Genomic DNA, 13,536 nt, shown 5'->3' with positions numbered 1-13,536 from the left:
CCGCTTCAGGACGGGACCGGCTCTGTTCGGGCGCGGGACTTCTCCAGCCCGCGCACCAAGGGCGGACCGGCCAGCCCCAGCAGGACGAACAGCGCCGCCAGGACCACCCAGCCGGTCACCGCGGCCCCGACGATCAGCGACGTCATCAGCCACGGCCCGGCGAACTGCTGGAGCCCGCGTCCCAGGGAGAAGACCGCCTGGTACTCGCCCTGCCGGCCGGGCGGGGCGAGCCCGAAGGACAGTCCCCAGCCCGCCGACGCCTGGTACAGCTCGCCCAGTACGAGGACCAGTGCGCCGCCCAGCAGAGCCGCGCTGTCCAGCAGCGTGCCATGTCCCGCGCTGAGCGCGAAGACCAGGCAGGACGCCCCCAGCGACCAGCCCGCCCAGCGCAGCATACGTGCCGCTCCCGCGGGGGTCTGCGCGCCCCTGCTGACCCTGACCTGGAACAGCAGCACCAGGACGGTGTCGAGGATCAGCAGGCCCGACACGGTGAGGGCGGGTGCGTCGGTGCTGGTCACGATCCACAGGGGCAGTCCGACGGTCAGCAGCGGGTGGTAGAGCTCCAGCGCCCCGCACACCAGGGCGATCGCCACATAGCGCGTGTCCCGCAGCGCCGAGCTGCGCAGCACGCCCGTGCTCTCCCCGCCGGCTGTGCTCGCCCCGCCGTCCGTCCGCTCCTCGCTGACCTGCTCCGGGTCCTCGGCTCCTCGCGCGCGCCGCCGCATCCCCGACAGCACGGCGACGGAGACCAGTTGGAGTGCCGCGTTGGTGAGGACGGTGGCGTACAGCGCGGTCGAGGTGCCGACCGCGATGGCGGCCCCGGCCAGCGCCGCACCGCCCAGAAAGCCCAGATTGAACAGGCTGCGCATCTGCGCGCTGACCCGGACGCGCTCCTCCTCGCCCACCAAGGCGTGGGTGAGCGACGCCTGGAGCGCCCCCGCGGAGGTCTCCAGCACGGCGATGGCACAGGCCACCGCGAGGAATCCGGCGAAACCGTCCACCATGCAGTACGCGGTGAACCCCGCCGAGGCGAGCAGGAAGTTGGCCGTCAGCACCCGGCCCGCACCGAGCCGGTCGGCGAGTCTGCCGATCGGTACGGTGCAGAGCAGGCCGCACAGACCGGCGACGGACAGGGCGAGACCCACCCGCTGGGCGGGGATGCCGATGGTCCGGGTGAAGAACACCGCGCTGGAGGTGAGGAACACCCCGAGCCCCAGGGACTGGATGAGCGTGAGCACGCCGAGCCGGCGCGCGTTTCCGGAGGCGGGGAGGGACTCGCGGAGCCAGGCGCGCAGCGCGGGGCCCCCGGGTCCCCGGGTGTCAGCCATGCGGCTGCTCCGACGGGAGTTGCCCGCCCCCGCCCTCGATGGGCTCGGTCCGCAGGCCATAGCCTTCCATCACCGTCCGCACGGCACGTCGGACACTGTCGGCGCTCTCCCCACGGAACCGGAAGATCCCGGTGCCTGCGTCGTAACTGCCGGGGCCGGTCATGACGTGCCCGACCGGCGGCAGTTCCTCGTGGTAGACCTCCGGGACGACGTTCCGAAGCGAGGCGCGGTGCGTCACCCGGCTGGGCAGCTGCCCGGGGGTCGGGTAAATGAGCCATCCTCCGCCGGCGGCGGGCGCACCGGTGTCCCGCCACAGCGGGGGCAGGCCGATCGCCGCCCGGAACGCCTCGGCGAACAGGTCGATGCCGTAGAGGTCGACATGGAGGAACGGCACCTGGGCGCCGCCCGGCCGCAGTCCGACCTCCAGGAACACCAGCTCGCCGCCCGGGCGCCGGATCACCTCCAGGTGAAAGGCGCCGTCGCGCAGCCCGAGGGCCTTGAGGCAGCTTCCGGCGAAGGCGGTGAGCCGGGCCCGCTCGGGCCCTTCGTCGAGCAGCACCGACCCGAGGGGGCGGCCGTGCGCGTAGTCCAGGCAGGTGTTGACGTACTGGGAGGCGCTGACGAAGTGGAAGGAACCGGAGCGGTACACGCCGTCGACATGGAAGATGTCGCCCTCGACATACTCCTCGCACTCGTACGCGCTGGGGTCGACGCCGCTCAGCGCCAGCTCCAGTTCCGCCGTGCTTGTGACAACGGTGACGCCCTCGGAGCCCGCCGAGGCCCGTGGCTTGAGGACCAGGGGCAGACCGCCGAGTGTCTCGGCCACCGCCTCGGCTGTTGAGCTGTCGTCCAGTGGGCAGAACCTCGGCACCCGCAGTCCGGCGTCGCCCACGGCCCGCTTCATGGCGGGCTTGTCCTTGAACCGCCGGACCAGGTCCAGGCCGTAGCCGCCGGTGACACCGAGGTCCGCCGAGAGCCGGGCGGCGGTGAGGATGTCGTACTCGGACTGACCGAACACGGCGTCGGGGGTGCCGTGCCGGTCCGCGATCTCGCGTACGACGGGCAGGACGTCGTCGTGGGCGAGGCTGTCGAGCACCCGGATCTCGGTGGCGCCGTCCTGGTCGAGCGCGGGCAGGCCGCCGGGCGTGGTGAGGTACACCGTCCGGCACGGCGTGCCGTCGAGGAAGCGGTGGTATTCGCCGAACTCGTCGCCGGAGCGGTTGAGTACGACGTACAGCGGAGTGCTGCCGATGGTGTACGGGGGTGTGGTGCCGATGGTCATGCGCCTGCCCCCGGTCGCATCGAGTCCGGCAGACAGGCGTCGAGGTCGGCGGCCTCGACCCGGCCGAAGGCGGGGGCGGCCAGGTGCCGGTCGGCCGGTGTCGGGGCGAGGAAGGCGGACGCGCGGGGCTCGCCGGTGCCGCCGAGGGCCTGCCAGATCTGTTCGGCGAGGTCCGGCATCACGGGGAACGCGAGCAGGGACAGGCCCTTGAGCCACCAGTAGGCGCCGTCGTCGGCCGCGTGGGCCACCGATTCGTCGGCGCACCAGCGGTCCAGGGCCGCGACCGCACGCCGCGTGTCGACGCGGGTGGCGTCCAGGGCCGCCGACTGCTCGGCGAGCAGCGACTCCAGAAGCTCGGCCACGGCCGGTGCCGGAGCGTGCGGCGGTCCGTCGGGCAGGCGGGTCCAGGCGGCGTCGATCCGCTTGCCGAGGTCGTCGGCGAGGGTCGCGTTGGCCGTCGTGAGGAAGTCGGCCGTCTCGAAACTCGCCGGCCCGGACTCCAGATCGGCACGGGCGAGGAAGTACCGCACCGCGTCGGCGCTGATCGCGGGCGACGCCGCGACGTCCGCCGCCCAGATCGCATGGCGGGCGCTGGTGGAGAACTTGCGTCCGGCCAGTTGGTAGAAGTGGTTGATGAGACACCGGTCGTACGGCTTCATGTCGCCGTGCAGCAGGCTGGTGCCGACGATGGAGACCAGCGTGGGGATCACGTTGTCGATGCCCAGCGTGGTGATCGTGGTGACGCCGGAGTCCGGGTCGAAGGCGTTCACGCCGGTACCGGACAACTGCCCGTGGACCGCGCCGGCGAGCCGGGCGAACATGAAGATCCCGGCGTACGGGAACAGGGCGTGCGGTACGTCCGGCTCCGGTGCGGGCAGCGGCACTCCCCACTCCTGCGGGGCGCTGAGCCGTACGGTCAGACCGTCCCGCTCCAGGAACCGCGCCACGGTCTGCCGGTAGCGGTCGGCGATCCCCAGCTCGGCGAGAGTGGCGTCGAGTACGTCGCGCTCCGGCACCCGGAGGAAGAGGCTGGATATCTCCCGCCAGGTCAGCGGGCCTTCGTCGAGGAGGGGACGCGGGTCGACGACCGACTCGGGCAGGAAGTGCGCGCTGCACTCCTCGCAGAAGTAACTGGCGACCCCCGCACCGCACTCGGGACAGCGGCCGAGCAGCCAGCCGCCCACCACCCAGCGGCCCGACGTGTCGCAGTAGGGCACGCGCTCCTTCCGGGTCAGCACCGCTCCCCGGCCCTTCAGGCGCTCGATCGACCCGGCCACCTCGTGCTCGAAGAGGTCGCGCCACGGGTCCTGGTCCGGGCTGATGAAGGCGTCGACGCCGATGCGCAGGGCGGCCAGGTCGTCCTGGATCCGCCGGCCGTAACGGGCCGCGACCTCACCGGGTGCCGACCCTTCGGCGTGTGCCTTGAGCGTGACGTACGACTCGTACACATCGCTTCCGGTGATCACGAGCGGCAGGTCGCCGCGGACGCGCAGATGCCGGGCGATCATGTCGGACCACAGGAAGGGGCCGCCGATGTGTCCCAGGTGCAGGGGCCCGTTCGGCGTGGCCTCGGGCGGCACGAGAAGGTAGTGCTTCGGGACGTACGCGTCCCCCGTCAGCAGCAGACTCATGACCGCGAACTCCCGTAGAGCAGATTCAGTGCGTCCTCGGCCATGGCCGGAGCGAGTCGGTAGCCGGAGCCCGATCCGCCGATCGCCATCACCACGTCGTCGTCATCGACCGTGTCCACGATGGGCAGATGGCCCGGAGTGAAGCAGTCGCTGAAGACCCGACCGCCGAGCAGGTGCGGCAGGAACCCCGGAACGTACCGCTCCAGCAGGGCACGAGCGAGGGACCGGTCGCGGGCGTCGATGGCCAGCGGCTCGTCCGGGCCGCGGTCCCAGTCGGGCGAGGTGACGCTGAAGATCCAGTGGCCGCCCGGGTGGTGGGGCAGCAGGAACGCGTCCGCGTCCTCGAAGACCAGCGCGGGCGCGTGCGGCGGGGGCGGCGACATGATGTGGAACGCCACCACCTTCTTCACCCGGGCGCCCCGGTCGCGGGCGGCCCGGGCCACGGGACCGTCGAGCGCCCACGGTCCGGGCGCGACGACCGCCTTGTCCGCCGTGACACGGCTCCCGTCGGCGGCGACCAGTTCGATGTGCCCGCCCGCCCGGCGTACGGCCGTGACCCGGAAGCCCTCCAGGAGGGCGCTGCCGGGGCGGCTCAGCACCCCGTCAAGGAGCTGATCGGCCAGCGCCTGCGGACGGCCTACGGTCATGGGGGCGGACGCCCGCAGCACCTCGTCGTCTCCGTGGGCGAGCCCGGGGAACGTCTCGGCGAGCAGGCGCTGCCCATCCCGGTCCACGGCGGAGGTCCGCCCGCCGTCGGCCATGCTCGTGTGGAGCGCCGCCGCGGTGGTGCGGCCCACCAGCCAGTAGGTGTCCACCGGTTCGCGCTGTACGTCGGGCAGTTCGGCCGCGAGTTCGGCGAACAGGGCGGTGCTGCGGGCGGCCAGGGCGCGCTGCGCGGCGCTGTGCCCGGTGGGCGTGTCGAAGCCGGCCGACAGACGGGTGGCCCCCGTCCCCCGTGCGGCGTGGGTGAGGACGAGAACGCGCAGGCCGGGGTTGCGGCGTACGGCGTGGTGGGCGGTCAGGGCGCCCACGATGCCGCTGCCGACGACGGCCAGGTCGTAGTGGGGAATCGCGGTGTTCGGGTCAGGCATCGGGCGCCGACCACCAGAAGGAGAAGATGACCAGTTCCTCGCCCCGGTCGGCGAACACCTCGTGGACCGACTGCGAGGGAAAACCGACCACCGAGCCGGGGACGACGGACGACCGCTCCCCGTCCACCACCAGGGTGCCGGAGCCGGCCTGGACCACCCAGATCTCCCGCACCGCGTGCTGGTCGGGGGAGCTGGTTCCCCCGGGCGGCACGGTGAAGCGGGCCATCTTGAACGGCACCGACGAGAAGCACGAGCGCGCGAAGTCCGCCTCGGCGACGGTGACTCCGTCCGGCTCGACCTCGGTGGGCAGGAAGGGCAGCAGAGCCCGGTACGCCTCGGTCGGTTGCTGATGGACCGTCATACCGCGTACCTCGTCTCACCGAGCATGCTGTTCAGGATCACCGCGCTGCGCCACGCGAGCAGGCTCAGATTGGGATCGGCGACTCCCCAGGAGTGCCGCGCGCCGTTCTGGAGGTAGATCCGGTTCTCCGACGGCCCGTCCCAGGCCAGGGAGAAGTCGTCACGGACGTCGAGGAGCCCGTCGGTGCGCCGCAGCCGGGGAGCGAGGGATGCCATGAACTCGGGCAGCTCATAGGCGTATCCGGTGCACAGGATGACGACGTCCGCGGCGAGTGCGGCGGGGGCGTCGAGGCCTGAGGAGTCCGTGAAGTCCGTGAACAGCTTCCACTCGTCGGGGCCGCCTTCGAGAGCGGTCACCGTGCAGTCCGGCAGGAAGCGCAGCCTGCCGGGGGCGTTCTCGATGAACTCGTCGCGGTAGCTCAACCGGTAGATGTCCTGGAGGACTTGGAGGTCGATGCCGTCGCTGGTGTACTTCTGCCGCTCCAGCAGCCGGGCCTTGCGGTCCGCGGGCAACCCGTGGAAGTGGCGGACGTACTCAGGGCTGTAGAGGTCGTTGGCGAACGGCGAGTCGTCCATGGGCAGGAAGGACTGGCGCCTGCTGGCCCAAGTGACGCTGTGCGCCGAGCTGTTGGTGGCGAGGTGTCGGACGATCTCCGCCCCGCTCTGACCGCCGCCCACCACGACGACGCGGCGGCCGGTGACGTCCGGGGCGCGCAGCAGGAACTCCCCGGAATGGAAGACCGTCGGCCCGAGGAAGGGACGGAACGGCTCGGGGACGCTCGGGGTGAGGCCGGTGCCGAGCACGAGGTGACGTGCCGTCACTTCGCTCTCGTCCGTGCGTACATGGAACGCCCCGTCGTGGAAGTCCACGCTCCGCACATCGGCGCCGAAGGTCAGATTCGGCAGCTGTCCGGCGACCCACTGGAGGTACTGGTTGAACTCCGTGCGCAGTACGGCCGGGAAGTCCGCCGCGAGGAACCGGTAGAGGCGGCCGGTGGTGGAGAGGAACGACAGGAAGGAGAACGGGCTGGTGGGGTCGACGAGGGTCACCAGGTCCTTGAGCAGCGAGACCTGCAAAGTGGCCTCGGGCAGCAGCAGACCGGGGTGCCAGGAGAAGCTCTCCCGGCGTTCCAGGCAGGCGCCGCGCAGCCCGTCGATCCGGTGGGCGAGGGCGGCCAGGCTCATGTTGGCGGGCCCGACGCCGACGGCGGCGTAGTCGAGTATGTGATCGCTCACGGTGCGCGTCCCGGGGTCAGACGGCGACGACGGCGTCGCCGAGGGCCTGCCAGCGGTCGAGTGCGCCCTGCGGCGAGTCCGCGGTGAACAGGGCGTGGCCGAGGCGCGAGCGGCAGTCCTCGACGCCGGGGATGAGCTCGCCGGGCGCGAAGTACACGGAGGTCTCCGTCACTTCGGGCAGCGCCGCCATGTCCTGCCAGCCCGTCAGTTCACGGTAGGAGGACCGGCCCTCGGCGGAGAAGAAGCGGATGCCGGCGCTCTTCGCCTGCGGGTCGGCGAAGGCCCCGGCCTCGTCGAGGTCCAGTCCCAGGGAGGTGGCGATCGCCACCTTGGGGAGGCTGACTCCGGTGACGAGTCGCAGAAGTTCCACGATCCGGTCGCCGGGCAGGCGCGCGCCGATCTCGATGAGGACAGGACCCTCGGCGGTCAGCCGCAGCTCGCAGTGGAACGGGCCACTGGTCAGGTGTACTGCGCGGACGACGTCGACGACGTACGCCTCGACGGCCTCCAGAGTGCCGGAGTCGACGTGGGCCGGGGTGAGATGGCCCATCTCCACGAAGTCGGGCTCGGGGCCGAGGAGCGTGCGGGTGAGAGCCACCAGGGTCACCTCACCGCTGTCCAGGACGTAGCCGTCGGCGCTGAACTCCGGGCCCGTGACGTACTCCTCGACGAGCACGCGGTGTTCGTGCAACTGACCCATGTCCGGGACGGGGTCGGTGACCAGGCGCTGGAAGGCGGCGGCGAGCTGGTCCATGTCGTCGGCCCGGCTGACATGGATGCTGCCGGAGCAGGCCACCGGCTTCATCACACAGGGAAAACCGACATGGGCGGCCGCGGCGCGCAACTCCTCGTCGGAGGTGGCCTGGGCGAAGCGCGGTGTGCGCAGACCCGCTTCGGCCACCGCGGCCCGCATGACGCTCTTGTCGCGGACGCGGTCGACCGTCTCCACGGGCAGGCCCGGCAGGCCGAGCGCGGCGGCGACACGAGCGGTCGCCGAGACATAGATGTCGGACCCGGCCAGGACCGCCTCGAAGGGCTCCTGGCCGTGCAGTTCGCGGACCGCGGCCTCCAGCGCCGCCTGGTCGTTGGTCTCCACCGTCAGCACCGTCTCGGCCGCGCCGCGCACGGCGTCGGAGAGCCGGCGGTCGCCGGAGTCGGCGGAAGCCACCACGACCCGCAGCCCCATCTCGGCCGCGACACCGATCAGGGTGGCGCCTCCGGAAGAAGCGGGTTCGACCACGACGATGCGCGCAGGCTGAAGGGGATCTATGCGTGACAAGGCGAATTCTCTCGGGTCAGAGGAGGGCCGGCCGGCTTTGTGAGCCGAACCGGCCCTGGGAACCGTTTTGTTCTCCGGCGGGGCGGACATCGGGGTCGTGTGTGCGTCTCGCCTTGATCTTTCTATCCGGGGAGCTTGATCGCGGTCAATGCCTGACGGGAAGAATGTCTGTCGATCGGCGTGTGAGCCGCATAACCTCCTGTGTTCGGTCGGATTTTTGAATGTTCTCGGTGCCCTGCTGGTCCCGAAGGCACAAGTGCCATAGTCGGGATCGAGGTTGATCGCTCCGCACAGCGAGGTGGCAGGCATGTTCACGACCCGACCGACGCTCCAGGGCACCTTCGGCATGGTGTCCTCCACACACTGGCTCGCCTCGCAGTCGGCGATGGCCGTCCTGGAGGGCGGCGGCAACGCGTACGACGCCGCCGTCGCCGGCGGTTTCGTCCTGCACGTCGTCGAACCGCACCTCAATGGACCCGCGGGCGAGGTCCCGATCATCCTCGCCCCGGCGGGCGGCGAGGTGCGGGTGCTGTGCGGGCAGGGTGTCGCGCCCGCCGGAGCGACGATCGACCACTACAAGGGCCTCGGTTTGGATCTCGTACCCGGTACCGGGCCGCTCGCCGCCGCCGTACCGGGCGCGTTCGACGCCTGGATGCTCCTGCTCCGCGACCACGGAACCAAGTCGCTCGCCGACGTCCTCAGGTACGCCATCGGCTACGCCGAGGACGGCCACGCGCCCGTGGAGCGCGTCGGCGAGACGGTCGAGACCGTACGCGAGCTGTTCGAGACGGAGTGGACCTCGTCGGCGGAGGTGTATCTGCCGGGCGGCAGGGCCCCGATGCCCGGCGAACTGTTCCGCAATCCCGCCCTCGCCGCGACCTGGCGACGGCTGCTCGCCGAGGTCTCCGCGGAGACGGACCGGGTGGCTCAGATCGAGGCCGCGCGGAGGGTCTGGCGCTCCGGCTTCATCGCCGAGGCCCTGGTACGCCAGGCCGAGCGGCCCACCATGGACACCAGCGGCGAGCGCCACACCGGCACGCTGACGGCCGCCGACCTGGCCGACTGGTCCGCGACCTACGAGGCCCCGGCGACGTACGACTGGCGGGGCTGGACTCTGTGCAAGGCGGGCCCCTGGAGCCAGGGCCCGGTCCTCCTGCAACAGCTGGCCCTGCTGCCGCCCGAGCTGCCGCGCTACGGCTCCGCCGACTACGTCCACCTCCTCGTCGAGGGCTGCAAGCTCGCCATGGCCGACCGCGAGGCCTGGTACGGGGACGCGGCCGAGGTGCCGCTCGACGAACTGCTGTCGGAGCCGTACAACGCCGCCCGGCGCGCGCTCGTCGGTGACAAGGCGTCCTACGAGCTGTGCCCCGGCAGCCCCGGTGGGCGCACCCCTCGGCTGAGCGGGCACGCGCGCGTGGTGGCGGACGGGGAGCCCGGCTTCGACGCGCTGGCGGTACCGGGCGCGGGCGAACCCACCGTGGCCCGGGCCGCCACGGAACCCGGGGTGGCACCGGACGGCGGAACCCGGGGCGACACCTGCCACCTCGACGTCGTCGACCGGTGGGGCAACATGGTCGCCGCCACCCCCAGCGGCGGCTGGCTGCAGTCCAACCCGGTCGTGCCCGAGCTGGGCTTCCCGCTCGGCACCCGGCTCCAGATGGCCTGGCTGGAGGAGGGACTGCCCAACTCCCTGACGCCGGGCCGCCGTCCGCGCACCACGCTGACCCCCTCGCTCGCGCTGCGCGACGGGGTGCCGGTCATGGCGTTCGGCACCCCGGGCGGGGACCAGCAGGACCAGTGGCAGACGCACTTCTTCCTGTCGGTGGCGCTGCGCTCAGAGGTGCGCGGCGGCCTCGACCTCCAGGGCGCGATCGACGCCCCGAACTGGCACAACGACAGCTTCCCCGGCTCCTTCTACCCCCGCGGTATGCGCCCCGGCAGCCTCACCGTCGAGTCCCGCATGGACGAGGCGGTCGTCGAGGAGCTGCGCCGCCGCGGCCATGACGTCCTGGTCGACGAGGCCTGGTCCGAGGGACGGCTGTGCGCGGTCGCGCGGGATCCGCGGACGGGGGTGCTGTCGGCGGCTGCGAACCCGCGCGGGATGCAGGGGTACGCGGTCGGACGCTGATCGCCGAACCCCCTGAATTCATCGCGATTCCATCCGGAGTGCACCGGGCGGGCGAGGATTGTCAGTGGCGCGTGCTGTCATGGAGCCATGATCGAAGACATCGAAACCATCGACGAGTTTCTCGCCCAGCGCACGTCCGACGTCGAAGAAGCAGTACGCAAGGCGGCCGCCGCCGAGATCATGCCGCGCTTCCGGCAGCTCGCCGCGCACGAGATCGACCAGAAGTCCGGCCCGCACGACCTGGTGACGGACGCCGACCGCAAGGCCGAGGAGTACCTCACCGGGGCTCTCAACGCACTGCTGCCCGGCTCGGTCGTCGTCGGCGAGGAGGCGGTGCACGCCGATCCGGCGACGTACGACGCGATCCGTGGCGCGGCGCCGGTCTGGATCGTCGACCCCGTCGACGGGACCAGGCAGTTCGTGCACGGCGACCCCGGATTCTGCACGCTGGTCGCGCTCGCGGTGGACGGCGTCGTGCGCGCCTCGTGGACGTTCGCTCCCGCACGCGACGAGTTCGCCACCGCGATACGCGGCCGGGGCGCCGTTCTCGACGGTGTGCCCCTGCGCTCCGGCTCGCCCGAGCCCGGCCGCGACCTGGACATCGCCACGTCCCACCCGGACTACACCACGGACGAGCAGAAGCGCGCGCTCCTGGGCCTGCGCGTCGAGGGCGTCGCCCCGCGCGCGTGCGGCTCGGCCGGCCTGGAGTATCTGGCCATCGCCCGCGGCGAGCTGGACGGCGTCGCCTTCTCCTGGGAGGCCGCCTGGGACCACGCCGCGGGTCTGCTGCTGGTCGAGGAGGCGGGCGGCGCGCATCTGACCCTCACGGGCGAGCCCTTCCGCATCACCGGGGGCAACGCGCTGCCGTTCACGGCGGCCCGGGACGAGGCCACGGCCCGCCGGGTGGTGGCGCTGCTGGCGGCCGGAGCCTGATCGCCGGGCCCCGTCGCGTCACCGGGCGTGCCCCGCTACCCAGCCCGGCGGGTCACCGGCCTTCCACGTTCCCAACCGTCCGCGCCGCCAAGGCTGTCAGTCCTCCGGCATATCCTGATCCTCAGAGGCCATCGGCTGACAAAGGAGTCCGAAGGTGCCGTCGATGCTCGATGTGGTCGTGGTGGGTGCGGGGCCCAACGGACTGACCGCTGCCGTGGAGCTGGCCCGCCGGGGCTTCTCCGTGGCCGTGTTCGAGGCGCGGGACACCGTGGGCGGGGGAGCGCGCACCGAAGAGCTCACACTGCCCGGTTTCCGGCACGACCCGTGCTCGGCGGCGCATCCGCTGGGCGTGAATTCGCCCGCGTTCAAGGCGATGCCCCTGGAGCGGTACGGCCTTCAGTGGCTGCACGCCGAGCTGCCCATGGCGCACCCGTTCCCCGACGGCACGGCGGCGGTGCTCTCGCGGTCGGTGGCGGAGACGGCGGCCTCGTTCGGCCCACGCGACGCCGGTGCGTACCGTCGACTGGTCGCGCCCTTCCTGCCCAAGTGGGACACGCTGGCCCACGATTTCATGTCGCTGCCGCTGACGGCGCTGCCCCGCGACCCGGTCACCCTCGCCCGCTTCGGCCTCGTCGGACTGCCGCCGTCGACGTGGCTGACGCGCCGCTTCCGCGACGAGCGCGCCAAGGCCCTGTTCGCCGGGCTCGTGGCGCACGTCATCGCCCCGCTCGACGGCATCGCCACCGGCGCCGTCGGCCTGGTCTTCGCCCTGGCCGCGCACGCCGGCGGTTGGCCGGTCGCGCGCGGCGGCTCCCAGTCCATCTCCGACGCGCTCACCGCGTACCTCAAGGATCTCGGCGGCACCGTCCACACCGACTACGAGGTCAAGCGCCTGGACGACCTGCCGCCCGCGCGCGCGTACGTCTTCGACACCTCACCCACCGCACTGGCCCGGATCGCGGGCTTCGGCCGGTACTACGAGCGCTACCGCTACGGGGCGAGCGTCTTCAAGATCGACTACGCGCTGGACGGCCCCGTGCCCTGGACCGCCAAGGAGGCCCGCACCGCCGGGACCGTGCAGGTCGGTGCCAGCAGCGCGGAGATCAGCACCGCGCTGCGGGCGGCCTCCCGCGAGGGCCGGGCGCCCGACGCGCCCTTCCTGATCACCGTGCAGCCCAGCGTCGTGGACCCCTCCCGGGCACCCGACGGCAAGCAGGTCTTCTGGGTGTACGGGCATGTTCCGAACGGCTGGACCGGGGATCTCACGGACGCCATCGAGCGGCAGCTGGAGCGCTTCGCGCCGGGCTTCCGCGACCGCGTACTGGCCCGCGCGACCGCCGGGCCGCCCCAGCTCGCCGCCCGCAACGCCAACTATGTGGGCGGTGACATCGCCTGCGGCGCCGCCTCCGGGCTTCAGCTCCTGCTGCGCCCCAAGCTGTCCCTGTCCCCGTACAGCACCCCGCACCCGGCCGTCTTCCTCTGCTCCTCGGCCACCCCGCCGGGGCCCGGCGTGCACGGCATGTCGGGGCACAACGCGGCGAAGGCCGTCTGGAGGAGGCTGAGGCAGCCATGACCGCGATCACGCTGGTCCAGGGCGACATCACCCGGCAGAGCGTCGACGCCATCGTCAACGCGGCGAACTCCTCGCTGCTCGGCGGCGGCGGAGTCGACGGAGCCATCCACCGCCGCGGCGGTCCCGCCATCCTCGCCGAGTGCCGGAAACTGCGCGCCTCCCAGTACGGCAAGGGCCTGCGCACCGGTCAGGCGGTCGCCACCACCGCGGGCGAGCTGGACGCGCGCTGGGTGATCCACACCGTCGGCCCGCGTTACTCCCACGAGGAGGACCGCTCGGAGCTGCTGGCCTCCTGCTACCGGGAGTCACTGCGGATCGCCGACGAGCTCGGCGCCCGTACCGTGGCGTTCCCCGCTGTCTCCGCAGGTATCTACGGGTGGCCGATGGAAGACGCGGCCCGTATCGCTGTGGAGACGGTGCGGGCGACAGAAACGTCGGTCGAGGAGGCCAGGTTCGTCCTCTTCGACGAGCGGGCGTACGAGGCGTTCGCCGCGCAGGTCGGCTGACCTCGACTGGCCGGTCTTGGCCGCTCTCTTGTGCCGTGATGCCTTGCCGAGCACTCTCTTCGCCTGCCACGAGGGCCGGTGCGTGCCAACGCCTTGTCCAGCAAGGGTGCGCCACTCCAGGCCTTGCGCGGGTCAGGGTGTCGCCCCTATAACCATCCTGCATGCTTCGGTGGGGATGGCCGGAAATGG

At 72.0% G+C, this 13,536-nt stretch carries 11 protein-coding genes; 4 read left to right on the top strand and 7 right to left on the bottom strand.

Annotation, left to right across the window (positions count from 1 at the left end):
- Positions 1-5: 5 nt before the first annotated feature.
- From OIC96_RS08100 to OIC96_RS08070, 7 genes are read right to left on the bottom strand one after another with little or no spacing between them, the layout of a single operon-like run.
- The gene (locus OIC96_RS08100) at positions 6-1,328 is read right to left on the bottom strand and encodes an MFS transporter (protein ID WP_330308535.1); all 1,323 of its coding nucleotides are present in this window, start codon (positions 1,326-1,328) and stop codon (positions 6-8) included.
- Positions 1,321-2,610, bottom strand: a complete 1,290-nt coding sequence (locus OIC96_RS08095; RefSeq protein ID WP_330308536.1) for an ATP-grasp domain-containing protein — start codon at positions 2,608-2,610, stop codon at positions 1,321-1,323. The genes OIC96_RS08100 and OIC96_RS08095 overlap by 8 nt, the downstream gene beginning before the upstream one ends.
- On the bottom strand, positions 2,607-4,241 hold the full coding sequence (locus OIC96_RS08090; protein ID WP_330308537.1) for a class I tRNA ligase family protein: 1,635 nt from the start codon (positions 4,239-4,241) through the stop codon (positions 2,607-2,609). Before OIC96_RS08090 ends, OIC96_RS08095 begins: the two co-directional genes overlap by 4 nt.
- Entirely contained in the window at positions 4,238-5,332 is a 1,095-nt protein-coding gene (locus OIC96_RS08085) for an NAD(P)/FAD-dependent oxidoreductase (protein ID WP_330308538.1), read from the bottom strand. Before OIC96_RS08085 ends, OIC96_RS08090 begins: the two co-directional genes overlap by 4 nt.
- Positions 5,325-5,693: a cupin domain-containing protein gene (locus OIC96_RS08080; RefSeq protein WP_330308539.1), complete on the bottom strand. Its 369-nt coding sequence runs from the start codon at positions 5,691-5,693 to the stop codon at positions 5,325-5,327. The genes OIC96_RS08085 and OIC96_RS08080 overlap by 8 nt, the downstream gene beginning before the upstream one ends.
- Positions 5,690-6,928 (bottom strand): lysine N(6)-hydroxylase/L-ornithine N(5)-oxygenase family protein, encoded by a 1,239-nt coding sequence (locus OIC96_RS08075; RefSeq protein WP_330308540.1) that lies wholly within the window; start codon positions 6,926-6,928, stop codon positions 5,690-5,692. Before OIC96_RS08075 ends, OIC96_RS08080 begins: the two co-directional genes overlap by 4 nt.
- Before the next feature lie 16 nt (positions 6,929-6,944).
- On the bottom strand, positions 6,945-8,207 hold the full coding sequence (locus OIC96_RS08070) for an ATP-grasp domain-containing protein (RefSeq protein WP_330308541.1): 1,263 nt from the start codon (positions 8,205-8,207) through the stop codon (positions 6,945-6,947).
- Between the two features lie 307 nt (positions 8,208-8,514).
- On the opposite strand from OIC96_RS08070, the gene OIC96_RS08065 reads away from it, so the two are divergent.
- From OIC96_RS08065 to OIC96_RS08050, 4 genes are all read left to right on the top strand, one after another.
- Positions 8,515-10,335 carry a gamma-glutamyltransferase family protein gene (locus OIC96_RS08065; protein WP_330308542.1) on the top strand — a complete coding sequence of 607 codons (1,821 nt, stop codon included), beginning with the start codon at positions 8,515-8,517 and terminating at the stop codon, positions 10,333-10,335.
- A gap of 87 nt (positions 10,336-10,422) precedes the next feature.
- Positions 10,423-11,268: an inositol monophosphatase family protein gene (locus tag OIC96_RS08060; RefSeq protein ID WP_330308543.1), complete on the top strand. Its 846-nt coding sequence runs from the start codon at positions 10,423-10,425 to the stop codon at positions 11,266-11,268.
- 163 nt (positions 11,269-11,431) lie between these two features.
- Positions 11,432-12,841: a phytoene desaturase family protein gene (locus OIC96_RS08055; protein ID WP_330308544.1), complete on the top strand. Its 1,410-nt coding sequence runs from the start codon at positions 11,432-11,434 to the stop codon at positions 12,839-12,841.
- Positions 12,838-13,347 (top strand): O-acetyl-ADP-ribose deacetylase, encoded by a 510-nt coding sequence (locus OIC96_RS08050; RefSeq protein ID WP_330308545.1) that lies wholly within the window; start codon positions 12,838-12,840, stop codon positions 13,345-13,347. Before OIC96_RS08055 ends, OIC96_RS08050 begins: the two co-directional genes overlap by 4 nt.
- The last annotated feature ends 189 nt before the right edge of the window (positions 13,348-13,536 follow it).

The sequence above is a fragment of the Streptomyces sp. NBC_00775 genome (assembly GCF_036347135.1).
In the GTDB taxonomy this organism is placed as follows: Bacteria; Actinomycetota; Actinomycetes; order Streptomycetales; family Streptomycetaceae; genus Streptomyces; species Streptomyces lutosisoli.
This window is presented reverse-complemented; position numbering and strand designations above follow the sequence as displayed.

What these genes read in the sequence shown, in the direction of transcription:
- OIC96_RS08100 (WP_330308535.1), bottom strand. Translation starts at nt 1,328, where the DNA reads ATGGCTGACACCCGGGGACCCGGGGGCCCCGCGCTGCGCGCCTGGCTC.
- OIC96_RS08095 (WP_330308536.1), bottom strand. Translation starts at nt 2,610, where the DNA reads ATGACCATCGGCACCACACCCCCGTACACCATCGGCAGCACTCCGCTG.
- OIC96_RS08090 (WP_330308537.1), bottom strand. Translation starts at nt 4,241, where the DNA reads ATGAGTCTGCTGCTGACGGGGGACGCGTACGTCCCGAAGCACTACCTT.
- OIC96_RS08085 (WP_330308538.1), bottom strand. Translation starts at nt 5,332, where the DNA reads ATGCCTGACCCGAACACCGCGATTCCCCACTACGACCTGGCCGTCGTC.
- OIC96_RS08080 (WP_330308539.1), bottom strand. Translation starts at nt 5,693, where the DNA reads ATGACGGTCCATCAGCAACCGACCGAGGCGTACCGGGCTCTGCTGCCC.
- OIC96_RS08065 (WP_330308542.1), top strand. Translation starts at nt 8,515, where the DNA reads ATGTTCACGACCCGACCGACGCTCCAGGGCACCTTCGGCATGGTGTCC.
- OIC96_RS08060 (WP_330308543.1), top strand. Translation starts at nt 10,423, where the DNA reads ATGATCGAAGACATCGAAACCATCGACGAGTTTCTCGCCCAGCGCACG.
- OIC96_RS08055 (WP_330308544.1), top strand. Translation starts at nt 11,432, where the DNA reads ATGCTCGATGTGGTCGTGGTGGGTGCGGGGCCCAACGGACTGACCGCT.
- OIC96_RS08050 (WP_330308545.1), top strand. Translation starts at nt 12,838, where the DNA reads ATGACCGCGATCACGCTGGTCCAGGGCGACATCACCCGGCAGAGCGTC.